Source organism: Citrobacter sp. CK198 (assembly GCF_030333295.1).
Classification (GTDB): domain Bacteria; phylum Pseudomonadota; class Gammaproteobacteria; order Enterobacterales; family Enterobacteriaceae; genus Citrobacter_B; species Citrobacter_B koseri.
This window is the reverse complement of sequence record NZ_JAOWGE010000023.1, coordinates 331,213-356,181: the sequence shown is the minus strand read 5'-3', so window position 1 is coordinate 356,181 and position 24,969 is coordinate 331,213. Positions and strand designations below refer to the sequence as shown.

26 protein-coding genes are annotated in these 24,969 nt (G+C 54.1%); 15 read left to right on the top strand and 11 right to left on the bottom strand.

What is annotated here, in order from left to right; genetic code table 11:
* The first annotated feature begins 39 nt into the window (after positions 1-39).
* The 14 genes from atpE (at position 40) to phoU (ending at position 14,402) form a co-directional block, all read left to right on the top strand.
* Entirely contained in the window at positions 40-279 is a 240-nt protein-coding gene (atpE, locus tag OGY62_RS04140) for a F0F1 ATP synthase subunit C (protein ID WP_000429386.1), read from the top strand.
* Positions 280-338: 59 nt separating this feature from the next.
* On the top strand, positions 339-809 hold the full coding sequence (gene atpF, locus OGY62_RS04135) for a F0F1 ATP synthase subunit B (RefSeq protein WP_003827022.1): 471 nt from the start codon (positions 339-341) through the stop codon (positions 807-809).
* A 14-nt stretch (positions 810-823) separates the two neighbouring features.
* On the top strand, positions 824-1,357 hold the full coding sequence (gene atpH, locus OGY62_RS04130) for a F0F1 ATP synthase subunit delta (protein ID WP_012000833.1): 534 nt from the start codon (positions 824-826) through the stop codon (positions 1,355-1,357).
* Positions 1,358-1,369: 12 nt separating this feature from the next.
* Entirely contained in the window at positions 1,370-2,911 is a 1,542-nt protein-coding gene (gene atpA, locus OGY62_RS04125) for a F0F1 ATP synthase subunit alpha (protein ID WP_012000831.1), read from the top strand.
* A gap of 50 nt (positions 2,912-2,961) precedes the next feature.
* Positions 2,962-3,825, top strand: coding sequence for a F0F1 ATP synthase subunit gamma (atpG, locus tag OGY62_RS04120; protein ID WP_047460091.1), 864 nt, complete (start codon positions 2,962-2,964; stop codon positions 3,823-3,825).
* Between the two features lie 26 nt (positions 3,826-3,851).
* A complete protein-coding gene (gene atpD, locus OGY62_RS04115) occupies positions 3,852-5,234 on the top strand; it encodes a F0F1 ATP synthase subunit beta (RefSeq protein WP_012000829.1) in 1,383 nt (460 codons plus the stop codon).
* Between the two features lie 20 nt (positions 5,235-5,254).
* On the top strand, positions 5,255-5,674 hold the full coding sequence (locus OGY62_RS04110) for a F0F1 ATP synthase subunit epsilon (RefSeq protein ID WP_012000828.1): 420 nt from the start codon (positions 5,255-5,257) through the stop codon (positions 5,672-5,674).
* Positions 5,675-5,986: 312 nt separating this feature from the next.
* On the top strand, positions 5,987-7,357 hold the full coding sequence (gene glmU / locus OGY62_RS04105) for a bifunctional UDP-N-acetylglucosamine diphosphorylase/glucosamine-1-phosphate N-acetyltransferase GlmU (RefSeq protein ID WP_110494872.1): 1,371 nt from the start codon (positions 5,987-5,989) through the stop codon (positions 7,355-7,357).
* Positions 7,358-7,595: 238 nt separating this feature from the next.
* Entirely contained in the window at positions 7,596-9,425 is a 1,830-nt protein-coding gene (gene glmS / locus OGY62_RS04100) for a glutamine--fructose-6-phosphate transaminase (isomerizing) (RefSeq protein ID WP_115182296.1), read from the top strand.
* A 319-nt stretch (positions 9,426-9,744) separates the two neighbouring features.
* A complete protein-coding gene (gene pstS / locus OGY62_RS04095) occupies positions 9,745-10,785 on the top strand; it encodes a phosphate ABC transporter substrate-binding protein PstS (RefSeq protein ID WP_024130085.1) in 1,041 nt (346 codons plus the stop codon).
* A 144-nt stretch (positions 10,786-10,929) separates the two neighbouring features.
* Positions 10,930-11,889: a phosphate ABC transporter permease PstC gene (gene pstC / locus OGY62_RS04090; protein WP_012000823.1), complete on the top strand. Its 960-nt coding sequence runs from the start codon at positions 10,930-10,932 to the stop codon at positions 11,887-11,889.
* A complete protein-coding gene (pstA, locus tag OGY62_RS04085) occupies positions 11,889-12,779 on the top strand; it encodes a phosphate ABC transporter permease PstA (protein ID WP_012000822.1) in 891 nt (296 codons plus the stop codon). The genes pstC and pstA overlap by 1 nt, the downstream gene beginning before the upstream one ends.
* A gap of 110 nt (positions 12,780-12,889) precedes the next feature.
* Positions 12,890-13,663, top strand: a complete 774-nt coding sequence (gene pstB / locus OGY62_RS04080) for a phosphate ABC transporter ATP-binding protein PstB (protein WP_012000821.1) — start codon at positions 12,890-12,892, stop codon at positions 13,661-13,663.
* A 13-nt stretch (positions 13,664-13,676) separates the two neighbouring features.
* Positions 13,677-14,402: a phosphate signaling complex protein PhoU gene (phoU, locus tag OGY62_RS04075; RefSeq protein WP_012000820.1), complete on the top strand. Its 726-nt coding sequence runs from the start codon at positions 13,677-13,679 to the stop codon at positions 14,400-14,402.
* A 121-nt stretch (positions 14,403-14,523) separates the two neighbouring features.
* Here the strand turns inward: phoU and yieH are convergent, their stop codons facing one another.
* Complete coding sequence (yieH, locus tag OGY62_RS04070) at positions 14,524-15,189, bottom strand: 6-phosphogluconate phosphatase (protein WP_115626131.1); 666 nt, start codon at positions 15,187-15,189, stop codon at positions 14,524-14,526.
* A 164-nt stretch (positions 15,190-15,353) separates the two neighbouring features.
* On the opposite strand from yieH, the gene adeP reads away from it, so the two are divergent.
* Positions 15,354-16,691, top strand: coding sequence for an adenine permease AdeP (gene adeP / locus OGY62_RS04065; protein ID WP_115626129.1), 1,338 nt, complete (start codon positions 15,354-15,356; stop codon positions 16,689-16,691).
* 125 nt (positions 16,692-16,816) lie between these two features.
* Here the strand turns inward: adeP and OGY62_RS04060 are convergent, their stop codons facing one another.
* The 10 genes from OGY62_RS04060 to OGY62_RS23365 form a co-directional block, all read right to left on the bottom strand.
* The gene (locus OGY62_RS04060) at positions 16,817-17,383 is read right to left on the bottom strand and encodes an NADPH-dependent FMN reductase (RefSeq protein WP_012000816.1); all 567 of its coding nucleotides are present in this window, start codon (positions 17,381-17,383) and stop codon (positions 16,817-16,819) included.
* A 40-nt stretch (positions 17,384-17,423) separates the two neighbouring features.
* Entirely contained in the window at positions 17,424-18,176 is a 753-nt protein-coding gene (locus OGY62_RS04055) for a 4'-phosphopantetheinyl transferase family protein (protein ID WP_115626127.1), read from the bottom strand.
* A gap of 147 nt (positions 18,177-18,323) precedes the next feature.
* Positions 18,324-19,283, bottom strand: a complete 960-nt coding sequence (yidZ, locus tag OGY62_RS04050) for an HTH-type transcriptional regulator YidZ (protein ID WP_012000814.1) — start codon at positions 19,281-19,283, stop codon at positions 18,324-18,326.
* Entirely contained in the window at positions 19,252-20,424 is a 1,173-nt protein-coding gene (locus OGY62_RS04045; protein ID WP_012000813.1) for an MFS transporter, read from the bottom strand. The genes yidZ and OGY62_RS04045 overlap by 32 nt, the downstream gene beginning before the upstream one ends.
* Before the next feature lie 180 nt (positions 20,425-20,604).
* Entirely contained in the window at positions 20,605-21,969 is a 1,365-nt protein-coding gene (mnmE, locus tag OGY62_RS04040) for a tRNA uridine-5-carboxymethylaminomethyl(34) synthesis GTPase MnmE (protein ID WP_024130083.1), read from the bottom strand.
* A 101-nt stretch (positions 21,970-22,070) separates the two neighbouring features.
* A complete protein-coding gene (yidC, locus tag OGY62_RS04035) occupies positions 22,071-23,717 on the bottom strand; it encodes a membrane protein insertase YidC (protein ID WP_012000810.1) in 1,647 nt (548 codons plus the stop codon).
* 2 nt (positions 23,718-23,719) lie between these two features.
* Positions 23,720-23,977, bottom strand: coding sequence for a membrane protein insertion efficiency factor YidD (gene yidD, locus OGY62_RS04030; RefSeq protein WP_001307474.1), 258 nt, complete (start codon positions 23,975-23,977; stop codon positions 23,720-23,722).
* Positions 23,941-24,300, bottom strand: a complete 360-nt coding sequence (rnpA, locus tag OGY62_RS04025; RefSeq protein ID WP_012000809.1) for a ribonuclease P protein component — start codon at positions 24,298-24,300, stop codon at positions 23,941-23,943. Before rnpA ends, yidD begins: the two co-directional genes overlap by 37 nt.
* A 17-nt stretch (positions 24,301-24,317) precedes the next feature.
* Complete coding sequence (rpmH, locus tag OGY62_RS04020; RefSeq protein WP_000831330.1) at positions 24,318-24,458, bottom strand: 50S ribosomal protein L34; 141 nt, start codon at positions 24,456-24,458, stop codon at positions 24,318-24,320.
* Between the two features lie 228 nt (positions 24,459-24,686).
* Positions 24,687-24,749 (bottom strand): hypothetical protein, encoded by a 63-nt coding sequence (locus OGY62_RS23365; protein WP_422647621.1) that lies wholly within the window; start codon positions 24,747-24,749, stop codon positions 24,687-24,689.
* Positions 24,750-24,969: the final 220 nt, after the last annotated feature.

The following is a 24,969-nucleotide window of genomic DNA, read 5'->3' as shown; positions in this document are numbered from 1 at the left end:
ACACTACTACGTTTTAACTGAAACAAACTGGAGACTGTCATGGAAAACCTGAATATGGATCTGCTGTACATGGCTGCCGCTGTGATGATGGGTCTGGCGGCAATCGGTGCTGCGATCGGTATCGGCATCCTCGGGGGTAAATTCCTGGAAGGCGCAGCGCGTCAACCTGATCTGATTCCTCTGCTGCGTACTCAGTTCTTTATCGTTATGGGTCTGGTGGATGCTATCCCGATGATCGCTGTAGGTCTGGGTCTGTACGTGATGTTCGCTGTCGCGTAGTAAGCGTTGCTTGAATTAAGAGCAATATCAGAACGTTAACTAGATAGAGGCATTGTGCTGTGAATCTTAACGCAACAATCCTCGGCCAGGCCATCGCGTTTGTCCTGTTCGTTCTGTTCTGCATGAAGTACGTATGGCCGCCGTTAATGGCTGCCATCGAAAAACGTCAAAAAGAAATTGCTGACGGTCTTGCTTCCGCAGAACGAGCACATAAGGACCTTGACCTTGCAAAGGCCAGCGCGACCGACCAGCTGAAAAAAGCGAAGGCGGAAGCTCAGGTAATCATTGAGCAGGCGAACAAACGTCGCGCTCAGATCCTGGATGAAGCCAAAACTGAAGCAGAGCAGGAACGTACTAAAATCGTGGCCCAGGCGCAGGCGGAAATTGACGCCGAGCGTAAACGTGCCCGTGAAGAGCTGCGTAAGCAAGTTGCTATCCTGGCTGTTGCTGGCGCCGAGAAGATCATCGAACGTTCCGTGGATGAAGCTGCTAACAGCGACATCGTGGACAAACTTGTCGCTGAACTGTAAGGAGGGAGGGGCTGATGTCTGAATTTGTTACGGTAGCTCGCCCCTACGCCAAAGCAGCTTTTGACTTTGCCGTCGAACACCAAAGTGTAGAGCGCTGGCAGGACATGCTGGCGTTTGCCGCCGAGGTAACCAAGAACGAACAAATGGCAGAGCTTCTCTCTGGCGCGCTGGCGCCGGAAACGCTCGCTGAGTCGTTTATCGCAGTCTGCGGTGAGCAGCTGGACGAAAACGGTCAGAACCTGATTCGGGTGATGGCTGAAAATAATCGTCTGAACGCGCTCCCGGATGTTCTGGAGCAGTTTATTCACCTGCGCGCCGCGAGTGAGTCCACCTCTGAAGTTGAGGTAACTTCCGCCACCGCATTGAGTGAAGAACAGCTTGCGAAAATTAGCGCTGCGATGGAAAAACGTCTGTCACGCAAAGTTAAGCTGAATTGCAAAATCGATAAGTCTGTAATGGCAGGCGTTATCATCCGAGCGGGTGATATGGTCATTGATGGCAGCGTACGCGGCCGTCTTGAACGCCTTGCAGACGTCTTGCAGTCTTAAGGGGACTGGAGCATGCAACTGAATTCCACCGAAATCAGCGAACTGATCAAGCAGCGCATTGCTCAGTTCAATGTTGTGAGTGAAGCTCACAACGAAGGTACTATTGTTTCTGTAAGTGACGGTGTTATCCGCATTCACGGCCTGGCCGATTGTATGCAGGGTGAAATGATCTCCCTGCCGGGTAACCGTTACGCTATCGCACTGAACCTGGAGCGCGACTCTGTAGGTGCGGTTGTGATGGGTCCGTACGCTGACCTTGCCGAAGGCATGAAGGTTAAATGTACTGGCCGTATCCTGGAAGTTCCGGTTGGCCGTGGCCTGCTGGGCCGTGTGGTTAACACCCTGGGCGCGCCAATCGACGGTAAAGGTCCGGTTGAGCACGATGGCTTCTCTGCTGTTGAAGCTATCGCGCCGGGCGTAATCGAACGTCAGTCCGTTGATCAGCCAGTTCAGACGGGTTATAAAGCCGTTGACTCCATGATCCCAATCGGTCGTGGTCAGCGTGAATTGATCATCGGTGACCGTCAGACCGGTAAAACCGCTCTGGCAATCGACGCCATCATCAACCAGCGTGATTCCGGCATCAAGTGCGTCTACGTGGCTATCGGCCAGAAAGCGTCCACCATCTCTAACGTGGTTCGTAAGCTGGAAGAACACGGCGCGCTGCAAAATACCATCGTTGTGGTTGCAACCGCATCTGAATCTGCCGCACTGCAATACCTGGCGCCGTATGCCGGTTGCGCAATGGGCGAATACTTCCGCGACCGCGGCGAAGATGCGCTGATCATCTACGATGACCTGTCCAAACAGGCTGTTGCTTATCGTCAGATCTCCCTGCTGCTCCGTCGTCCGCCAGGACGTGAAGCATTCCCGGGCGACGTATTCTACCTCCACTCTCGTCTGCTGGAGCGTGCTGCGCGTGTTAACGTTGAATACGTTGAAGCCTTCACGAAAGGTGAAGTGAAAGGGAAAACCGGTTCTCTGACTGCGCTGCCGATTATCGAAACCCAGGCGGGTGACGTTTCTGCGTTCGTTCCGACCAACGTAATTTCTATTACCGATGGTCAGATCTTCCTGGAAACCAACCTGTTTAACTCTGGTATTCGTCCTGCGGTTAACCCGGGTATCTCCGTATCCCGTGTTGGTGGTGCAGCGCAGACCAAGATCATGAAGAAACTGTCCGGTGGTATCCGTACCGCGCTGGCGCAGTATCGTGAACTGGCGGCGTTCTCCCAGTTTGCATCTGACCTTGACGATGCAACCCGTAAACAGCTTGACCACGGTCAGAAAGTGACTGAACTGCTGAAACAGAAACAGTATGCGCCGATGTCCGTTGCGCAGCAGTCTCTGGTTCTGTTCGCGGCAGAACGTGGTTATCTGGCGGATGTAGAACTGGCGAAAATCGGTAGCTTCGAAGCCGCTCTGCTGGCTTACGTCGACCGTGATCACGCTCCGTTGATGCAAGAGATCAACCAGTCCGGTGGCTATAACGACGAAATCGAAGGCAAGCTGAAAGGCATCCTCGATTCCTTCAAAGCAACCCAGTCCTGGTAACGTCTGGTGGCCTGCCTTAAGGCAGGCCGCAAGGCATTGAGGAGAAGCTCATGGCCGGCGCAAAAGAGATACGTAGTAAGATCGCAAGCGTCCAGAACACGCAAAAGATCACTAAAGCGATGGAGATGGTCGCCGCTTCCAAAATGCGTAAATCGCAGGATCGCATGGCGGCCAGCCGTCCTTATGCAGATACCATGCGCAAAGTGATTGGTCACCTTGCGAACGGTAATCTGGAATATAAGCACCCCTATCTGGAAGAACGCGACGTTAAGCGCGTGGGCTACCTGGTGGTGTCGACCGACCGTGGTCTGTGCGGTGGCTTGAACATTAACCTGTTCAAGAAACTGCTGGCGGATATGAAAGCATGGTCCGATAAAGGCGTTCAGTGCGACCTCGCAATGATCGGCTCTAAAGGCGTGTCTTTCTTTAGTTCCGTAGGTGGCAATGTTGTCGCCCAGGTGACGGGTATGGGGGATAACCCATCCCTGTCCGAACTGATCGGCCCGGTAAAAGTGATGTTGCAGGCCTATGATGAAGGCCGTCTGGACAAGCTTTACATTGTCAGCAACAAATTTATTAACACCATGTCTCAGGTTCCGACTATCACTCAGCTGCTGCCGTTACCGGCTTCAGAAGATGATGAACTGAAACGTAAAACCTGGGATTACCTGTACGAACCCGATCCGAAAGCGCTGCTGGATACCCTCCTGCGTCGCTATGTGGAATCTCAGGTTTATCAGGGCGTGGTAGAAAACCTGGCCAGCGAGCAGGCCGCACGTATGGTGGCGATGAAAGCCGCGACCGACAATGGCGGTAGCCTGATTAAAGAGTTGCAGTTGGTATACAACAAAGCTCGTCAGGCCAGCATTACTCAGGAACTCACCGAAATCGTCGGTGGTGCATCCGCGGTATAACCAGGTTAATTCGTAGAGGATTCAAGATGGCTACTGGAAAAATTGTCCAGGTAATCGGCGCCGTAGTTGACGTCGAGTTCCCTCAGGATGCCGTACCGCGCGTGTACGACGCCCTTGAGGTGCAGAATGGTAATGAACATCTGGTGCTGGAAGTTCAGCAGCAGCTCGGTGGCGGTATCGTACGTACCATCGCCATGGGTTCTTCCGACGGCCTGCGTCGTGGTCTGGATGTGAAAGACCTTGAGCACCCGATCGAAGTCCCGGTAGGTAAAGCAACGCTGGGTCGTATCATGAACGTACTGGGCGAACCAGTAGACATGAAAGGCGAGATCGGTGAAGAAGAGCGTTGGGCTATCCACCGTGCGGCACCGTCCTACGAAGAGTTGTCAAACTCTCAGGAACTGTTGGAAACCGGTATCAAAGTTATCGACCTGATGTGTCCGTTCGCGAAGGGCGGTAAAGTGGGTCTGTTCGGTGGTGCGGGTGTAGGTAAAACCGTAAACATGATGGAGCTGATCCGTAACATCGCGATCGAACACTCCGGTTACTCCGTGTTTGCGGGCGTAGGTGAACGTACTCGTGAGGGTAACGACTTCTACCACGAAATGACCGACTCCAACGTTATCGACAAAGTATCCCTGGTTTACGGCCAGATGAACGAGCCGCCGGGAAACCGTCTGCGCGTTGCGCTGACCGGCCTGACCATGGCGGAGAAATTCCGTGACGAAGGTCGTGACGTTCTGCTGTTCGTCGACAACATCTACCGTTACACCCTGGCCGGTACGGAAGTATCCGCACTGCTGGGTCGTATGCCTTCAGCGGTAGGTTACCAGCCGACCCTGGCGGAAGAGATGGGTGTTTTGCAGGAACGTATCACTTCCACCAAAACCGGTTCTATCACCTCCGTACAGGCGGTATACGTACCTGCGGATGACTTGACTGACCCGTCTCCAGCCACCACCTTTGCGCACCTTGACGCAACCGTGGTACTGAGCCGTCAGATCGCGTCTCTGGGTATCTACCCGGCCGTTGACCCGCTGGATTCCACCAGCCGTCAGCTGGACCCGCTGGTTGTTGGTCAGGAGCACTACGACACCGCGCGTGGCGTACAGTCTATCCTGCAACGTTACCAGGAACTGAAAGACATCATCGCCATCCTGGGTATGGATGAACTGTCTGAAGAAGACAAACTGGTGGTAGCTCGCGCACGTAAGATTCAGCGCTTCCTGTCCCAGCCGTTCTTCGTGGCAGAAGTATTTACCGGTTCTCCGGGTAAATACGTCTCCCTGAAAGACACCATCCGTGGCTTTAAAGGCATCATGGAAGGCGAATACGATCACCTGCCGGAGCAGGCGTTCTATATGGTCGGTTCCATCGACGAAGCCGTGGAAAAAGCCAAAAAACTTTAACGCCTTAATCGGAGGGTGATATGGCAATGACTTACCACCTGGACGTCGTCAGCGCAGAGCAACAAATGTTCTCTGGTCTGGTCGAAAAAATCCAGGTAACGGGTAGTGAAGGTGAACTGGGTATTTACCCGGGCCACGCGCCGCTGCTCACCGCCATTAAGCCTGGTATGATCCGCATCGTTAAACAGTTCGGTCATGAAGAGTTTATCTACCTGTCTGGCGGCATTCTTGAAGTGCAGCCTGGCAGCGTGACCGTACTGGCTGATACCGCGATTCGCGGCCAGGATCTCGACGAAGCGCGAGCTCTGGAAGCGAAACGTAAGGCTGAAGAGCGCATTAAGAGCTCTCATGGTGACGTGGATTACGCTCAGGCATCTGCGGAACTGGCCAAAGCGATCGCCAAACTGCGCGTTATCGAGTTGACCAAAAAAGCGATGTAACACCGGCTTGAAAGCATAAAAACCAGTCTGAAATCAGGCTGGTTTTTTTTTGCCTGAATGTTATTCCGTGCTGTTTCATCTTTATTCATGGGTCAAAAAAATAGCAAAAACATTAACCTAAGCCTTTAATGAAAGGTAAGTCTTACTTTTCTGAAGACAAAAGGCAGGGCGATGAACGAAAATATCCCATTAACAAGCGGTGAAAACCCCGCGTTGAGCGTTTTCTCTTCTGCCCATTTCACGATGAAAAAAATGTAGTATTTTCAATGTGAAACGGTATAAATTCGTTCTCAAATTACAGTCAGGACGCGTATGTTGAATAGTGCTATGAGCGTAGTGATCCTTGCCGCAGGCAAAGGCACGCGTATGTATTCCGATCTTCCTAAAGTGCTGCATACCCTTGCGGGAAAAGCGATGGTTCAGCATGTCATTGATGCCGCTAATGAATTAGGCGCATCTCAGGTGCATCTGGTCTATGGTCACGGCGGCGATCTGCTTAAAAACACCCTTAAAAATGACAACCTGAACTGGGTTTTGCAGGCAGAGCAGCTGGGGACGGGTCATGCGATGCAGCAGGCGGCGCCGTTCTTTAGCGATGACGAAGACATTTTAATGCTCTATGGCGATGTGCCGCTGATCTCTGTGGAAACCTTACAGCGTCTGCGTGACGCCAAACCGCAGGGCGGCATTGGTTTGTTAACCGTGAAGCTGGACGATCCGAGCGGTTACGGTCGTATTACGCGTGAGAACGGTAAAGTGACCGGCATCGTTGAGCATAAAGATGCCACCGACGAACAGCGTCAGATCCAGGAAATCAATACCGGTATCCTGATCGCTAATGGTGCGGACATGAAGCGCTGGCTGGCGAAACTGACCAACAATAATGCTCAGGGTGAATATTACATTACCGACATCATTGCGCTGGCATATCAGGAAGGCCGCGAAATCGCTGCTGTACACCCGGATCGTTTAAGCGAAGTGGAAGGCGTAAACAACCGTCTGCAACTCTCTCGTCTGGAACGCGTTTATCAGTCCGAGCAGGCTGAAAAGCTGCTGCTGGCCGGTGTGATGCTGCGCGATCCCGCGCGTTTTGACCTGCGCGGCGCTCTCACCCACGGGCGCGATGTTGAAATTGATACTAACGTTATCATCGAAGGCAACGTCACGCTGGGTCACCGCGTGAAGATTGGCGCGGGTTGCGTTATTAAAAACAGCGTGATTGGCGATGACTGTGACATCAGCCCGTACAGCGTGGTGGAAGATGCGCACCTGGAAGCGGCCTGTACTATTGGTCCGTTTGCCCGTCTGCGCCCCGGCGCGGAGCTGCGGGAAGGCGCTCATGTCGGCAACTTCGTTGAAATGAAAAAAGCGCGTCTGGGGAAAGGTTCGAAAGCGGGCCACCTGAGCTATCTGGGTGATGCGGAAATTGGCGACAACGTGAATATCGGCGCGGGCACCATTACCTGCAACTACGATGGCGCAAATAAATTCAAAACGATTATTGGCGATGATGTGTTTGTCGGTTCTGATACTCAGTTGGTGGCGCCGGTCACCGTGGGTAAAGGTGCGACCATCGCCGCCGGCACAACCGTTACCCGCGACGTTGCGGATAACGAACTGGTGTTAAGCCGCGTGCCGCAGGTGCATAAGCAGGGCTGGCAGCGTCCGGTGAAGAAGAAGTAAGTCTTTTGCCGGATGGCGGCTTTGCCTTATCCGACCTACGTTCGATGACGTTCTGTAGGCCGGATAAGCATAAGCGCCATCCGGCAGATGAGGGATGAGGCGATAAAGATATATCGCTCGCCCAAAAGCAGTACCTATAAAAATAACCCCACTCTCTACAAGGCTCGGGGCGCCCGGAATACGGGTATACAGGTCGGCGACAACGACAGGCTTAATGCCAAAATCGGAATTAAATACTATGTGTGGAATTGTTGGCGCTATCGCGCAACGTGATGTAGCTGAAATCCTTCTCGAAGGTTTACGTCGTCTGGAATACCGTGGTTATGACTCTGCCGGTCTGGCCGTGGTTGATGCGGAAGGTCACATGACCCGTCTGCGTCGCCTTGGTAAAGTACAGATGCTGGCCCAGGCAGCGGAAGATCATCCTCTGCATGGCGGCACCGGTATTGCTCACACCCGCTGGGCGACCCACGGCGAACCTTCGGAAGCAAACGCGCATCCGCATGTTTCTGACCACATTGTGGTGGTGCATAACGGCATCATCGAAAACCATGAACCACTGCGTGAAGAACTGAAAGCGCGTGGTTATACCTTCGTTTCTGAGACCGACACCGAAGTGATTGCTCACTTAGTGCACTGGGAGCTGGAACAGGGCGGGACGCTGCGTGAAGCGGTTATGCGTGCGATTCCGCAACTGCGCGGCGCGTACGGCACGGTAATCATGGATACCCGTCACCCGGATACGCTGCTGGCGGCGCGCTCTGGCAGCCCGCTGGTTATCGGTCTGGGTATGGGCGAAAACTTTATCGCTTCCGACCAGCTGGCGCTGCTGCCGGTAACCCGTCGCTTCATCTTCCTGGAAGAAGGCGATATTGCGGAAGTGACCCGTCGTTCGGTCTCCATTTTCGATAAATCCGGCGCGGAAGTGAAACGTCAGGATATCGAATCCAGTCTGCAATATGACGCGGGCGATAAAGGTATTTACCGTCACTACATGCAGAAAGAGATCTACGAACAGCCGAATGCGATTAAAAATACGCTGACCGGGCGTATCAGCCACGGTGAAGTGGATTTAAGCGAGCTGGGGCCAAAAGCGAACGAACTGCTGTCTCAGGTTGAACATATTCAGATTATCGCCTGCGGCACGTCGTATAACTCCGGTATGGTCTCTCGCTACTGGTTTGAATCGCTGGCCGGTATTCCGTGCGACGTCGAAATCGCCTCTGAATTCCGCTATCGCAAATCTGCCGTACGTCGTAACAGCCTGATGATCACCCTGTCTCAGTCTGGCGAAACGGCGGATACCCTTGCCGGTCTGCGCCTGTCGAAAGAGCTGGGCTATCTGGGTTCTCTCGCCATCTGTAACGTTCCGGGTTCTTCCCTGGTGCGTGAATCCGATCTGGCGATGATGACCAACGCCGGGACGGAAATCGGCGTGGCCTCCACCAAAGCGTTTACCACTCAGCTGACCGTTCTGCTGATGCTGGTGGCGAAGCTGGCGCGTCTGAAAGGTCTGGATGCGTCTATCGAGCACGACATCGTTCACGGTTTGCAGGCGCTGCCGAGCCGTATTGAACAGATGCTGTCTCAGGACAAGCGTATCGAAGCGCTGGCGGAAGATTTCTCTGACAAACACCATGCCCTGTTCCTGGGCCGTGGCGATCAGTATCCGATCGCGCTGGAAGGCGCGCTGAAGCTGAAAGAGATCTCTTATATTCACGCAGAAGCGTATGCGGCAGGTGAGCTGAAACATGGCCCGCTGGCGCTGATCGACGCAGATATGCCGGTTATCGTGGTGGCGCCGAACAACGAATTGCTGGAAAAACTGAAATCCAACATCGAAGAAGTCCGCGCCCGTGGCGGCCAGTTGTACGTCTTCGCCGACCAGGATGCCGGTTTTGTCAGCAGCGACAACATGCACATCATTGAGATGCCGCATGTGGAAGAGGTGATTGCACCGATCTTCTACACCGTTCCGCTGCAACTGCTGGCGTATCACGTTGCGCTGATCAAAGGCACCGACGTGGACCAGCCGCGTAACCTGGCGAAATCAGTTACCGTTGAGTAATCGTGACGATGCCCTGCGAAAGCGGGGCATTTTTTTCTGCGCTGTTCTGTTTTTAATCAATTCTCCCGTCGTTTTAATGTGACAAACCGTCATCTTCAGCTACTGTTTTCAGTGTCATAAAAAGAAAATTTTCATGAAATCGCATTGTCATGAAGTGAATTAACTGATTGTTTATAAATTATTTTTTCTGTGATTTATTTCATCAGTTTTCGTTGTCATAAAACTGTCATATTTCGTACATTTAACTGTCACCTGTTTGTCCTATTTTGCTCATCGTAGCCACTTAACAATGATTTACGAAAATCTTGCAGGAGACATTATGAAAGTCATGCGTACCACTGTCGCAACTGTTGTCGCCGCGACCTTATCCATGAGCGCGTTCTCTGCTTTCGCAGCAGCGAGCCTGACAGGTGCAGGTGCAACTTTCCCTGCGCCGGTGTATGCCAAATGGGCTGATACCTATCAGAAAGAGACCGGTAGCAAAGTAAACTACCAGGGTATCGGCTCCTCCGGTGGTGTAAAACAAATTACGGCTAACACCGTTGATTTCGGTGCATCCGACGCTCCGCTGTCTGACGAAAAACTGGAGCAGGAAGGTCTGTTCCAGTTCCCGACCGTCATTGGCGGCGTAGTGCTGGCGGTGAATATCCCGGGTCTGAAGTCTGGCGAACTGGTGCTGGATGGGAAAACCCTGGGTGACATCTATCTGGGTAAAATTAAGAAGTGGGATGATGAAGCCATCACCAAACTGAACCCGGGTCTGAAACTGCCTTCTCAGAACATCGCCGTTGTGCGTCGTGCAGATGGTTCCGGCACCTCCTTCGTTTTCACCAGCTACCTGGCGAAAGTGAACGAAGAGTGGAAATCTAAAGTCGGCGCTGGCTCTACCGTTAACTGGCCGACCGGTCTGGGCGGTAAAGGTAACGACGGTATCGCCGCATTCGTACAGCGTCTGCCAGGCTCTATCGGCTATGTTGAATACGCTTATGCGAAGCAGAACAACCTGGCTTACACCAAATTGATTTCAGCGGATGGTAAACCCGTAAGCCCGACCGAAGAGAGCTTTGCTAACGCCGCGAAAGGCGCTGACTGGAGCACTTCTTTCGCTCAGGATCTGACGAACCAGCAAGGTGACGATGCGTGGCCAATCACTTCCACCACCTTCATCCTGGTCCACAAAGAGCAGAAGAAACCTGAGCAGGGCGCTGAAGTGCTGAAGTTCTTCGACTGGGCATACAAAAATGGCGGCAAACAGGCGAATGACCTGGATTACGCCAGCCTGCCGGACAGCGTTGTTGAGCAGGTTCGTGCAGCATGGAAGACCAATGTGAAGGACAGCAGCGGTAAAGCGCTGTACTAATAGAATATCTTTAACGAACTGGCGGATGGCGCTACGCTTATCCGCCCTACAGTTCCGACTGTAGGCCCGATTTGTAGGCCGGATAAGCGTAGCGCCATCCGGCATGGGCAACTTCGTAAACGCGTTTAATGGAAAGAGTAATTTATGGCTGCAACCAAGCCTGCTTTTAACCCGCCGGGTAAAAAGGGTGACATGATATTCAGCGCGCTGGTAAAACTGGCTGCGCTGATTGTGCTATTGATGTTGGGTGGCATTATTGTCTCGCTGATTATCTCCTCCTGGCCAAGCATTGAGAAGTTTGGCTTCTCGTTCCTGTGGACTAAAGAGTGGGATGCGCCAAACGATATCTACGGCGCGCTGGTTCCCATTTATGGCACGCTGGTTACCTCGTTTATCGCTCTGCTGATCGCCGTTCCGGTGAGCTTCGGTATTGCCCTGTTTCTGACGGAACTGGCGCCGGGCTGGCTGCGTCGCCCGCTGGGCATCGCCATCGAACTGCTGGCGGCTATCCCCAGTATCGTCTACGGCATGTGGGGCCTGTTTATCTTCGCGCCGCTGTTTGCCACCTGGTTCCAGGAACCGGTCGGGAATATTCTTTCCAACATTCCGTTTGTTGGCGCACTGTTCTCCGGCCCGGCATTTGGTATCGGTATTCTGGCGGCGGGCGTTATTCTCGCCATTATGATTATTCCTTACATCGCGGCAGTTATGCGCGATGTCTTCGAACAAACCCCGGTGATGATGAAAGAGTCGGCCTATGGCATCGGCTGCACCACCTGGGAAGTTATCTGGCGTATCGTCCTTCCGTTCACCAAAAATGGGGTGATTGGCGGCGTTATGCTGGGACTGGGTCGTGCGCTGGGAGAAACCATGGCGGTGACCTTTATCATCGGTAACACCTACCAGCTCGACAGCGTTTCGCTGTACATGCCGGGCAACAGTATCACCTCTGCGCTGGCGAACGAATTTGCCGAAGCGGAGTCTGGTCTGCACGTTGCCGCGTTGATGGAACTGGGTCTGATTCTGTTTGTGATTACCTTCATTGTGCTGGCGATTTCTAAGCTGATGATTATGCGTCTGGCGAAGAATGAGGGGGCACGCTAATGGCTACGCTTGAAATGCAAACGACCGCAGAACTGGCGGAATCCCGCCGTAAAATGCAGGCTAAGCGCCGCACGAGAAACCGCATCGCATTGACGCTCTCAATGGCGACGATGGCGTTTGGGCTGTTCTGGCTCATCTGGATCCTGATGTCCACCATTACGCGTGGTTTCGACGGCATGTCGCTGGCGCTGTTTACTGAAATGACGCCGCCGCCGAATACCGCTGGCGGTGGTCTGGCGAACGCCCTGGCGGGGAGCGGACTGTTAATTTTGTGGGCGACGGTATTTGGTACGCCGCTTGGCATCATGGCGGGGATCTACCTGGCGGAATATGGCCGTAAATCCTGGCTTGCGGAAGTGATCCGTTTCATTAACGACATCCTGCTTTCCGCGCCGTCTATCGTGGTCGGTCTGTTTGTTTACACCATCGTGGTGGCGCAAATGGAGCACTTCTCCGGTTGGGCGGGCGTGATTGCGCTGGCGCTGCTACAGGTGCCTATCGTCATTCGTACCACAGAGAACATGCTGAAACTGGTGCCGGATAGCCTGCGTGAAGCGGCTTATGCGCTGGGGACGCCGAAATGGAAAATGATCTCGGCGATTACCCTGAAAGCCTCGATTTCCGGGATTATCACCGGCGTACTGCTGGCGGTTGCCCGTATTGCGGGTGAAACCGCGCCGCTGCTCTTTACTGCGCTTTCCAACCAGTTCTGGAGCACCGACATGATGCAGCCTATCGCTAACCTGCCGGTCACTATCTTTAAATTTGCGATGAGTCCGTTCGCGGAGTGGCAGCAACTGGCCTGGGCTGGGGTGTTGATCATTACCCTGTGCGTATTGTTGCTGAATATTCTGGCGCGCATCATTTTTGCGAAGAGTAAACACGGTTAATTTCAGGTGCCGGATGGCGGCGTAAACGCCTTATCCGGCCTACAGATGTGAACAGCGGTTAATTTTTTACGGCGCGGCCAACGGCGACGCCGAATGAGGAAGAGATTGAAATGAGTATGGTTGATACTGCTCCGGGTAAGATTCAGGTTCGTGATTTGAACTTCTACTACGGCAAATTCCATGCCCTGAAGGATATCAACCTGGATATCGCGAAGAACCAGGTCACGGCGTTTATTGGGCCGTCTGGCTGTGGTAAATCCACACTGCTGCGTACCTTTAACAAAATGTATTCGTTGTATCCAGAGCAGCGCGCGGAAGGCGAGATCCTGTTGGATGGCGATAATATCCTTACCAACACCCAGGATATCGCTCTGCTGCGTGCCAAAGTGGGGATGGTGTTCCAGAAGCCGACGCCGTTCCCGATGTCTATCTATGACAACATCGCTTTTGGCGTGCGCCTGTTTGAGAAACTGTCTCGCGCCGATATGGACGAACGCGTTCAGTGGGCGTTGACCAAAGCCGCATTATGGAACGAAACCAAAGATAAATTGCACCAGAGCGGGTACTCTCTCTCGGGTGGTCAGCAGCAGCGTCTGTGCATTGCGCGTGGTATCGCCATTCGCCCGGAAGTTCTGCTGCTGGATGAGCCGTGTTCAGCGCTGGACCCGATTTCCACCGGGCGTATTGAAGAGCTGATCACTGAGCTGAAGCAGGACTACACCGTGGTGATCGTGACGCACAACATGCAGCAGGCTGCGCGTTGTTCCGACCACACGGCGTTTATGTATCTGGGCGAGTTGATTGAGTTCAGCAACACGGACGATCTGTTCACTAAGCCCGCTAAAAAGCAAACCGAAGATTATATTACTGGCCGCTACGGTTGATTTGGAGCTAACCATGGACAACCTAAACCTTAACAAACACATTTCCGGCCAGTTCAACGCAGAACTGGAAAGCATCCGCACCCAGGTGATGACTATGGGCGGCATGGTGGAGCAACAGCTTTCTGATGCGATCACCGCGATGCATAATCAGGATAGCGAACTGGCGAAGCGCGTTATTGACGGCGATAAGCACGTCAACATGATGGAAGTGGCGATCGATGAAGCGTGCGTGCGCATCATTGCCAAACGCCAGCCGACAGCGAGCGACCTGCGCCTGGTGATGGCGATCATCAAAACCATCGCTGAACTGGAGCGCATTGGCGACGTGGCGGACAAAATTTGTCGCACCGCGCTGGAGAAATTCTCCCACCAGCACCAGCCGCTGCTGGTGAGCCTGGAGTCGCTGGGGCGTCACACCGTACAGATGCTGCATGACGTGCTGGACGCGTTCGCGCGAATGGATATTGACGAAGCGGTGCGTATCTACCGTGAAGATAAGAAAGTTGACCAGGAATACGAAGGTATCGTGCGTCAGCTGATGACCTACATGATGGAAGATTCGCGCACCATTCCAAGCGTGCTGACCGCGCTGTTCTGCGCACGCTCCATTGAGCGCATTGGCGACCGTTGCCAGAATATCTGCGAGTACATCTTCTACTTCGTGAAGGGACAGGATTTCCGCCACGTCGGTGGTGACGAGCTGGATAAACTGCTGGCAGGCAAAGATCCGAAGGAATAAGCGGCTTGTTGCGTTCGCCGGGATCCCCCGGCGTCGCTATTGTAGGCCGGATAAGGCGTTACGCCGCATCCGGCATTCTGCGCCATTCGCCTGATGGCGCTTTGCTTATCAGGCCTACGGTTTAATCGACGATATTCCAACCCCGCGCCTTCCACAATCCCGGCAACTGTGCCAGATCGGTAAACGTCGTTACTTTCGGATGATCGATCGGTTTGTTGTGCGGATCGGCGCAGAAGTAGAACACCTCCATTCCCGCATCGATTCCCGACCGGGCGCCGGCACTGGAATCATCCACCAGAATGCAATTCTCCACGTCAACGTTCATGGCTTTCGCCGCGTGGAACATCAGAGCCGGATCGGGCTTCCAGCGTTGAATGTCATAGCCGCTGAACAATTTTTCTGGAAAATGATGCAACATGCCCAGCTTGCCCAGTGAATGCTGCATTTTGCTGACCGGGCCGTTAGAGACGACGCACATCGGCACCGTCATGCTGTCCAGCAGCGCATTTGCCCCTGCGATCACCTCCAGTTCTGAGTCGAACAGGCGTGCGACCTCGGCGCGGTAAACGGGTTCTAAATCCGCTTTTGCTAACGACACACCCTGCTCCTCGTTAATGATATCGATGATTTCGTAGAGTTTTACGCCTTTAAAGCGTTTGAACACCTCTTCGAGATCGAGCGTGATGCCGAATTCCTGGAACATCGCGACATACGCGCGGGAGCAAATGACTTCACTGTCGACCAGCGTACCGTCGCAGTCGAAAAATACCGCTTGAATCTGGGACATGCTTTCTTTTCTCGCTAGTTTAACGTTTTCGTAATGCCTTATTGTGCGACGCAATCGTTGCCGTATAAGCAAATTCAATGAAAAAAGTGTCTCACAACTGCCCTTATTGTCGCATTTTGGTATAGGATAGCGACGAATTTTCCCTCCTTGTTCGGAAATAGATAATGAGTCAACAACACACCACCCAGACTTCTGGTCAGGGTATGCTGGAACGCGTGTTTAAACTGCGCGAACATGGCACGACGGCACGAACCGAAGTGATCGCCGGTTTTACCACCTTCCTGACGATGGTTTACATCGTTTTTGTTAACCCGCAGATTCTTGGCGTTGCTGGCATGGACACCAGCGCCGTCTTCGTTACCACCTGTCTTATCGCGGCGTTCGGCAGCATTCTGATGGGGCTGTTTGCTAATTTACCGGTCGCGCTGGCGCCGGCTATGGGTCTGAACGCGTTTTTCGCCTTCGTGGTCGTTGGCGCGATGGGGCTGTCCTGGCAGGTTGGTATGGGCGCAATCTTCTGGGGAGCGATCGGCCTGCTGCTGCTGACCATCTTCCGCGTGCGTTACTGGATGATTGCTAACATTCCGGTCAGTCTGCGCGTGGGCATCACCAGCGGTATCGGCCTGTTTATCGGCATGATGGGGCTGAAAAACGCAGGCGTTATCGTCGCGAACCCGGAAACCCTGGTGAGCATCGGTAATCTGACCTCTCACAGCGTACTGCTCGGCGTGCTGGGCTTCTTCATCATCGCTATTCTGGCATCACGTAACATTCATGCCGCCGTGCTGGTCTCTATTATTGTAACGACGCTGCTCGGCTGGATGATGGGTGATGTGCATTACAACGGCATTGTCTCTGCGCCGCCAAGCGTTAGCTCTGTGATCGGGCATGTGGATCTGGCGGGCTCGTTTAACATTGGTCTGGCTGGCGTGATTTTCTCCTTCATGCTGGTGAACCTGTTCGACTCCTCCGGTACGCTGATTGGCGTTACCGACAAAGCCGGTCTGGCTGATGAGAAAGGTAAATTCCCGCGGATGAAGCAGGCGCTGTTTGTCGATAGCGTCTCTTCTGTGACCGGGGCGTTTATCGGAACTTCGTCGGTTACTGCCTATATCGAGTCCTCATCCGGCGTATCCGTCGGCGGGCGCACGGGCCTGACCGCCGTTGTTGTCGGTCTGCTGTTCCTGCTGGTTATCTTCCTGTCGCCGCTGGCGGGAATGGTGCCGGGTTATGCCGCTGCCGGGGCGCTGATCTATGTTGGCGTACTGATGACTTCCAGTCTGGCGCGCGTGAAATGGCAGGACCTTACCGAGTCTGTTCCGGCGTTTATTACTGCCGTGATGATGCCGTTCAGCTTCTCGATTACCGAAGGTATCGCGCTGGGCTTTATCTCTTACTGTGTGATGAAAATCGGTACCGGACGTCTGCGTGAGCTGAGCCCTTGCGTGGTGGTTGTGGCGTTGTTGTTTATGCTGAAGATTGTGTTTATCGACGCGCACTAATTGCCGCTGATACGGCGCTGCGCGAGGTGTCCTGGCCTGATAAGCGTAGCGCCATCAGGCAAATTTGATAGCCGGATGGCGGCCAAACGCCTTATCCGGCCTGCGGCCCTACGCGCGCGCTGTTATCACGCTTTAACGCGCTGAATGTAATCGCCAAACGCGGTTAGCTGGCCGGTAAGATGATCAATCGTGCTTTGATCAACCACTTCCCCGGTTTGCGGGTCAACTTTGTTCTGAATCACGCCGCCCATAAACTCCGGTTTGTTCATTACCATCGCATCAAGGAATACCAGAATCTGGCGCAGATGATACTGACAGCGAGCGCCGCCGATTGCCCCCATTGAGCTGGTCTGGATCAGCACCGGTTTCCCGGCTAACGGCTGTTCTGGCAGGCGGGACAGCCAGTCGATCGCGTTTTTCAGTCCACCTGGCACCGAGTAGTTGTATTCCGGTGTGACGATGACGACGCCGTCCGCTTTACGGATTTGCTCCGCCAGCGCTTCAACGCTCGCCGGGAACCCCTCTTCCTGTTGCACATCAGCGTCATACAGCGGAATATCGCCAATCGAAGGTAATGCGCTGACCTCCATGCCTGCCGGGGCAATTTTCGGCAGCGTGCGGGCGACCATACCGTTAAATGAACCTTTGCGCAGGCTCCCCAGTAACGTAACAACATTCAACGTTTCGGACATGATTACTCCTTTTCATCATGGCGGCCGGGACAGGGCCGAATCAGCTAAGTGTATAAGATGACTTTGCTGTGGATAATTGAGCGAATCGCATCAGGCGACCAGTGGGTTCATTCGCCCGGGTCTGGATATCGGCCAGGCTTTTCCATCCTTGCTTACTATCAAACTCCCAAACATTCAGTTTTTCAATGGCTGGCGTAACCGCCACCGACCAGACCAGAATATCTTCCGCGTCGCATATTGCCTCCACCTGCGTAACGTGGGCGCATTTCAGGCGGCCTGCGCCGGGAAGGAGCTGGAGTTCACGCGGATCGTCATTCAGTACGTCACCGGTTAGCTTTAGCACGCTCTGGCGTAAGGTGATCAGTTGCGCGCGCGCTTCGTTGGGATCGCTCTGATTGTTGATCCACAGATTTTCGTTGCTGGAGAACGCCGGGCTCTCGGCTGAGAGTGGGCTATGGAAGCCTCGCATGGCTCGCTGTAATTCCATATCCAGGCCGCATTCCCCCTCCGTTGTCAGCGCCACGCCCACCATATTCCCGGCATATGAGATGGAGAACGCGGGCAGATTTTTATCGCGAAAGACAGGCTTCCCTTTGGCCTGAGTAGCAATTTCCGGCAGCTCGCTGGTTCCGTAGAGCATAAACATCAGTTCAGCGAGTAAGCCGCGTGAAGCCAAAAAACGTGTCCGGCGGTGAGCGGGAAGGTTTCTGGCTTCGATGTGGCATGGAGAAGGCAGACGGACTGAAATCAGGTGTCCCTCCGTAAGAATCCCTCTGGCAAAATGTGTCGCCATTTTTCGCTCCGTGATTAATGGTCCGTGATTATTACGAGAGTAACATTTACGTAGACTATGGACAGGTTTTACTGGTCAAAAGTTCGACAAAAACAGCGGCGCTTACGCGACTTTTACATTTCTGACGCGGTCGTGGTTAATTTACCGTCAGGAGAGGTGGCTATAGAGCGTTTTAATGGTCTCTTTTAACCAGATAATTTTAGGGTTATGGCTGTTACGTTTATGCCAAAGGAGGGTAAAAGGCACCATCAGCTTTTCTCGCTGGGCGGCGTCAAAAGGGAGAGGACGCGCGACCAACGGGAGCTGGTGGAGCTGGTTATAACGCTGGCAGTAGAGAGGCGCGGTCGCCAGCAGCGAGTGGTTCGGCTGGGCGGCCATAAACAGCGATTGTTCAAACCCCGGTAAACTTAAGGCGATGTTGCGTTTGCGGCCCATCTCCTGCAATACATCATCCAGCGCCCAGGTGTCGCTTTGCTCCCAGCAAATGCTGATATGCGGATAGCGTAAAAATGTTTCCAGATTCCACTCTTCTTGTAGCGCCGGGTGATCTTCCCGCAGCCAGACCCAGGGGAGGTCGCTGAACAGGACTTCAAAATCGATAGACAGCGGTAGCAGGCTGAGAAGCTCCCGCGAACGGGGATGGCTCTCCCTTCCGGTAAAGCCGAGATCCACCTCGCCGCGTGTGATGGCATCCAGCGAGTCGTAATCCCAGTTACGCACCTTGATTGTGGCCTGCGGATAGCGCTGATAAATCTGCTGCGACAGAGAATTGAACATGATCATTACCAGCGGCGACTCTGCCGCCAGTTCAAATTTCAGGCCGCGTGGCGATTCGTGATGCGGTTTATCAAGCAGCTGATTGCTCATCTGCATCCAGTCCGCCAGGCTTTGTTCCATATTGACCATCAGCGGCGTCGGCGTCAGCCCCAGCGGCGTGTTCACAAACAGCGGGTCATCAAACCATGTTCGCAGCTTTGACAGCGACTTACTCACCGCCGAGGGCGTGACGTTCATCCGCTTCGCCGCTTTGGTGACGCTGCGCTCCTGCATCAGAAGCTGCAAACATAACAACAGATTAAGATCGAGACTGGTGATGGATTTTTTCATAATGCGCTGCGGGCTGTATGGTCATCAGTAACAGGATACAGACCATGCTACAGCCAATCAGAATCCCGATCAGCATATTCAGGGCGTTAAAGCCAATGACTGCCGCCAGCCATATCCACAGCGATGACCCGCAGACCTGTGCAATGCCGAGTACAGAGCTTGCGACGCCAGCACGCAGTGAGAATGGGCCTAATGCCTGGCTCATCGCCACGCCAAAGCCAACTGAAAAACCCGCGCAGATGAGCGTCAGGCCAAAGAGCGTGACGGCGTGAGAGGATGAGAGGCTGAGTACGATGCCCGCAGCCAGAAACAGCCCTTGCGACGTGAGCATCAGCGTGCGCGGTTTAAATACGCTCAGCGCAAAGGGCGTTGAGAACGACACCGCCATGCTGATGCCTGCCGTCAGCGCCATTGTGGTGGCGTATTCACCGCGATCAAAGCCCATCATTTCCATGAGCAACACCGGCGAGGTGTTTACAAATGTGAGGATCACCGACACGCTCAACGTGGTGATCGCCAGACGGCTGAGGAAAAAGCGGTTGAGCAGCGACTCTGCATTTTGCTGAGGGCGCGAGGTCGATGAGCATGTTGCCGGGCGCGTTTCTTTCAGGATAAACACCGAGAGCAGGCATACCGCGATACCCATCGCTATCATCGTGTAAAACAGACTTTGCCACGGGAATTTAAGCATAATCAAATGCCCTAACACTGGCGCTAATACCGGTACAATGCAGGTAATTCCGTTTAATAGCGATAACACTTTCGCCCGGCGGCGATCGTCCAGCGTGTCGCGCAAAATCGCAAACGCCACCACATAACAGCACCCTGCCCCGATGCCCTGAATAAAGCGCCCGGTCAGGAACAGCGACCCGTCCGTTGCTCGTGAGCAAAGCATGGAGGCGATGATGAATATCACCGCGCCCGCTATCGCCACCGGTTTGCGCCCTGACTGGTCTGCAACTTTACCCGCAAACAGCATTGCGGTGGCCATCCCGGCCAGGTATACCGAAAATGCGATGTGCAGCTGCGCCTCGCTGGCGTTCAGATCGGCGGCAATACGGGGTAAACCGACCAGATACATGTCGATACCGGCCGGGTAGAGTAAAACAAGGGCAAAACTACAGATTAGAAAGCGGGTCATAGCGTCCTCACAATAAGCGTGGCGCTAAGAATACGGGGAGGTTTTCAGTGACGCGAGTTGCCATTTGGACAACGGTGATTTCCTGTGAGGAAATTTATTATTGCCGGATGGCGGCTTTGCCTTATCCGGCCTACAGATTTAGTCGGCCCGGTAAGCGTAGCGCCACCGGGCAAAACAACATCACTTGCCAATACAGAAGCTGGAGAAAATACGGCCCAGCAGATCGTCGGAGGTAAACTCGCCGGTGATCTCACTCAGCGCCTGCTGCGCCAGACGCAGCTCCTCCGCCAGCAGTTCGCCTGCCCAGGCGCCAAGCAGCTGTGATTTACCCTGCTGGAGATGTTCTGCGGCTTCTGCCAGCGCCTGAAGATGGCGACGGCGGGCAAGGAAGCCGCCTTCCATATTGGTGTCAAAGCCCATGCTTTGCTTGAGATGGTTACGCAACACATCCACGCCTTCGCCGGTACGGGCGGAAAGACGGACAAGTGAGTGACCATTCACCTCGCTGATACCCAGCGTCTCGCCAGTGATGTCAGCTTTGTTGCGCACAACGGTGATCGGCAGTTTCGCCGGTAAACGGGCGATAAAGTCCGGCCAGATTTCCGCCGGATCAACGGCATCGGTAGTTGTGCCATCCACCATAAACAGCACGCGGTCGGCCTGTTCTATCTCCTGCCAGGCGCGCTCAATCCCAATACGTTCCACTTCATCGCTGGCATCGCGCAGACCGGCGGTATCGATGATGTGCAGCGGCATTCCGTCGATGTGAATATGCTCGCGCAGCACGTCGCGGGTGGTGCCAGCGATATCGGTGACAATGGCGGCCTCACGGCCCGCCAGGGCGTTCAGCAGGCTCGATTTCCCGGCGTTAGGGCGTCCGGCAATGACCACCTTCATCCCTTCACGCAGCAGGCTGCCCTGACGCGCTTCGGCGCGTACCGCATCGAGATCGGCGATCACGCCGTTGAGCTGGGCTTCAATTTTGCCGTCGGAGAGGAAGTCGATCTCCTCGTCCGGGAAGTCAATGGCTGCTTCCACATAGATGCGCAGGTGAGTGAGTGCTTCCACAAGATGATTCACACGCGCGGAAAATGCCCCCTGTAGCGAGTTTAGCGCCGAGCGTGCCGCCTGCTCGGAACTGGCGTCGATCAGGTCGGCAATCGCTTCTGCCTGGGCTAAGTCGAGCTTGTCATTGAGGAACGCGCGCTCGGAGAACTCGCCCGGTCTGGCAATGCGCAGGCCGGGGAGCGTCAGAATACGTTTTAACAGCAGGTCGAGAATGACCGGGCCGCCATGCCCTTGCAGTTCCAGTACGTCTTCACCAGTAAACGAGTTCGGGCCAGGAAACCACAGCGCGATCCCCTGATCCAGCGCCGTGCCATCGGCATCTTTAAACGGCAGGTAATCGGCGTAACGCGGTTTTGGTAGCTTGCCCAATACGGCTTCGGCCACCTCGCGCGCCTTGAGACCGGAAATACGCAGGATACCGACGCCACCGCGTCCCGGTGGGGTAGCCTGGGCGACGATAGTGTCGTTATGGCTCATGATCTTCTCTTTTTTGCTAATAAAAAAGGCGGTCAATTGACCGCCCTGTCATCGCTGTTCTGATTGCCGGGTGGCGCTATGCTTACCCGGCTTACATGGAATCAGGAGCTTTTCTTCTCGCGGCTATGCAGGCCACGTTTCTCCAGACCACGGTAAATCAGCTGCTGCTGGATGATGGTTACCAGGTTGCTGACGATATAGTACAGCACCAGACCTGACGGGAACCACAGGAAGAATACCGTGAAGATGACCGGCATAAAGGTCATGATCTTCTGCTGCATCGGGTCGGTCACGGTGGTCGGAGACATCTTCTGGATGAAGAACATCGTCACGCCCATCAGGATCGGCAGGATGTAGTACGGGTCCTGTGCGGACAAGTCATGGATCCACAGTGCGAACGGCGCATGACGCAGTTCAATGGAGCCCATCAGCATGTAGTACAACGCCAGGAAGATAGGCATCTGGATGATCAGCGGGAAGCAGCCGCCCAGCGGGTTAACCTTCTCAGCTTTGTACAGGGCCATCATTTCCTGGCTCTGACGCTGTTTGTCATCGCCCAGACGCTCGCGCATAGCCTGAATCTTCGGCTGTAGCATACGCATCTTCGCCATGGAGGTGTACTGCGCTTTTGTCAGCGGGTACATGATGCCACGAACGATAAAGGTGATAACGATGATAGAGAAGCCCCAGTTACCCAGGAAGCTATGAATCCATTTCAGCAGTTTGAACAGCGGCTGAGAGATGAACCACAGCCAACCGTAATCAACGGTCAGATCCAGGTGCGGTGCAACGGCCGCCATTTTATCCTGAATTTCCGGGCCAACCCACAGGGTGCTGGTCATGGCGCCAGTCTGACCCGGCTGTACCAGAACCGGCTGAGATTTATAGCCGATAGCGGCAATGCCGTTACCCAGATTAGCGGTATAGAAGTTATTGGTGCCGTCGTTACGCGGAATCCATGCCGTTGCGAAGTACTGCTGCAACATGGCGACCCAACCGCCGTTGGAGCTGACGTTCAGGTTTTCGTTATCGGCAATGGTGTCGAATTTGTATTTTTCGTACTTCTCATCCGGCGTGGAGTACGCCGCGCCACGGAAGGTATGCAGTGCAAAATTGCTGCTACCGGTGTCGCGATGAGACGGCAGATTGATGGATTGCTTCAACTGACCAAAGGTGGAGATCTCCAGCGGTTTCTCACCGGCGTTCTGCACGCTGTAGTTGACGTTGACCGCATATTCACCGCGTTTGAGGACAAACGTTTTGGTGAAGGTGTTGCCAGCGGCGTCAGTCCAGGTCATCGGAACATGCAGTTCGTTCTGGCCATCCGCGAGGACAAACGTGTCGTTATCGACGCTGTACAGCGGACGCGGGCCGTTAGCCGGGTTATCCGGGCCATCACGACCGGTCAGGCCGCTCTGCGCCTGGTAGATAAACTGCGGAGTCGTTTCCAGCAACTGGAACGGTTCTTTAGAACCCAGCTCTTTCGGGTAAGTTGGCAGCAAGGCCTGCTCAACATCACCGCCACGGGTGTTGATGGTCAGATCAAGCACGTCGGTCTTAACCGTAATCAGTTTCCCCTGGCCACTGGCCGGTACGCCCTGGTCGGCGGCGCTACCCGCTGCGGTGGTCGTTGTCTGCGTGGTCTGTTGGGTCTGAGGCTGCGGATTTTTATCCTGCTCCCAGGCTTGCCAGATCATGAAAGACACGAACAGCAAAGCGATGACTAAAAGATTGCGTTGCGAATCCATCGTTAGTGTTCTCTGGTATCAAATGGTCCGGGCGGGACGGGATCGTCACCACCAGGGTGTAAAGGGTGGCATTTTAATACGCGTTTCACCGTCAACCAACTGCCTTTTATCACTCCAAACCTGCGCAATGCCTCAATTCCGTAGCTTGAGCAGGTTGGCGTGAAACGGCAATGCGGCCCAAGCAGCGGACTGATCAGGCGTTGATAGACCCGTATAAGGGCTATCAGGACCCGCGAGCCAGGCGACAGTGGCGGCGCCATAATTTTTCCAACGCTTCCGAGAGAGCACGGTTATCGAGGTCGGCAACCCCTTTTTTCGCCACCACCACGAAATCCATTGCAGGGAGTTCATGTTGACGCAGACGGAAGCTTTCACGCGTCAGACGTTTAATCCGATTGCGTTCATGCGCGCGTCGAACGTTTTTCTTGGCGACGGTTAGACCGATGCGGGGATGCCCCAGCGAATTCAGGCGGCCGAGAATGGTGATTTGCGGCGTGCCAGCCCGTTGTGGCTGCTGGAAGACAAATGTGAAATGACTGGGAGTTAACAAACGTAACTCCCTGGGAAATGCGAGCTTAACCACTCAGGGGTTAGCTTTTATTACTTGGAAACGGTCAGACGAGCGCGGCCTTTAGCACGACGACGTGCCAGAACCTGACGACCATTTTTAGTAGCCATACGAGCACGGAAGCCGTGAGAACGGTTGCGCTTCAGTACAGACGGTTGAAAAGTGCGTTTCATGGCGATTTCTACCTAAACTTGAATAAATTCACTGACTTTTGCGTATACCCGAACGATTATCGAACGACTTACGCCTCAGCGTGGGTGATTAAAGAGGCCGGATTGTAATAATTGTACACTCCAGAGTCAATTCTCTTTCCTTAAAACCCTGCGTTTTTCCGCACCTTTTCGCGCGAAAAACAAGCAGCGCTAACGCCGTACGATGGGCATTGTACAACGGGTGGAGGATTATACGGACTGCCGGGCAAAGCGCAAGGATCGCACGGGATCTTTATTAGATCGTTTATGCAGTATCAGGCTGTGCCCTCAATTGATCGTGAACGTCGCTGGCGATTATTTTGGCCCAGGGCAAGGTGCGAACCGTGGGGTTTGGGGGCCCAAATGCGCGGAGAGCAACGCGGCAATGGGCCAAAATAGTCCCAGCCCTTCGGGACGCGTGCCAGAAACGCGTACTCTGCGTTGTCAGGCTTGAACATAGGCCCACTATGTCCAGCGCCTTCCGCCTTGACTA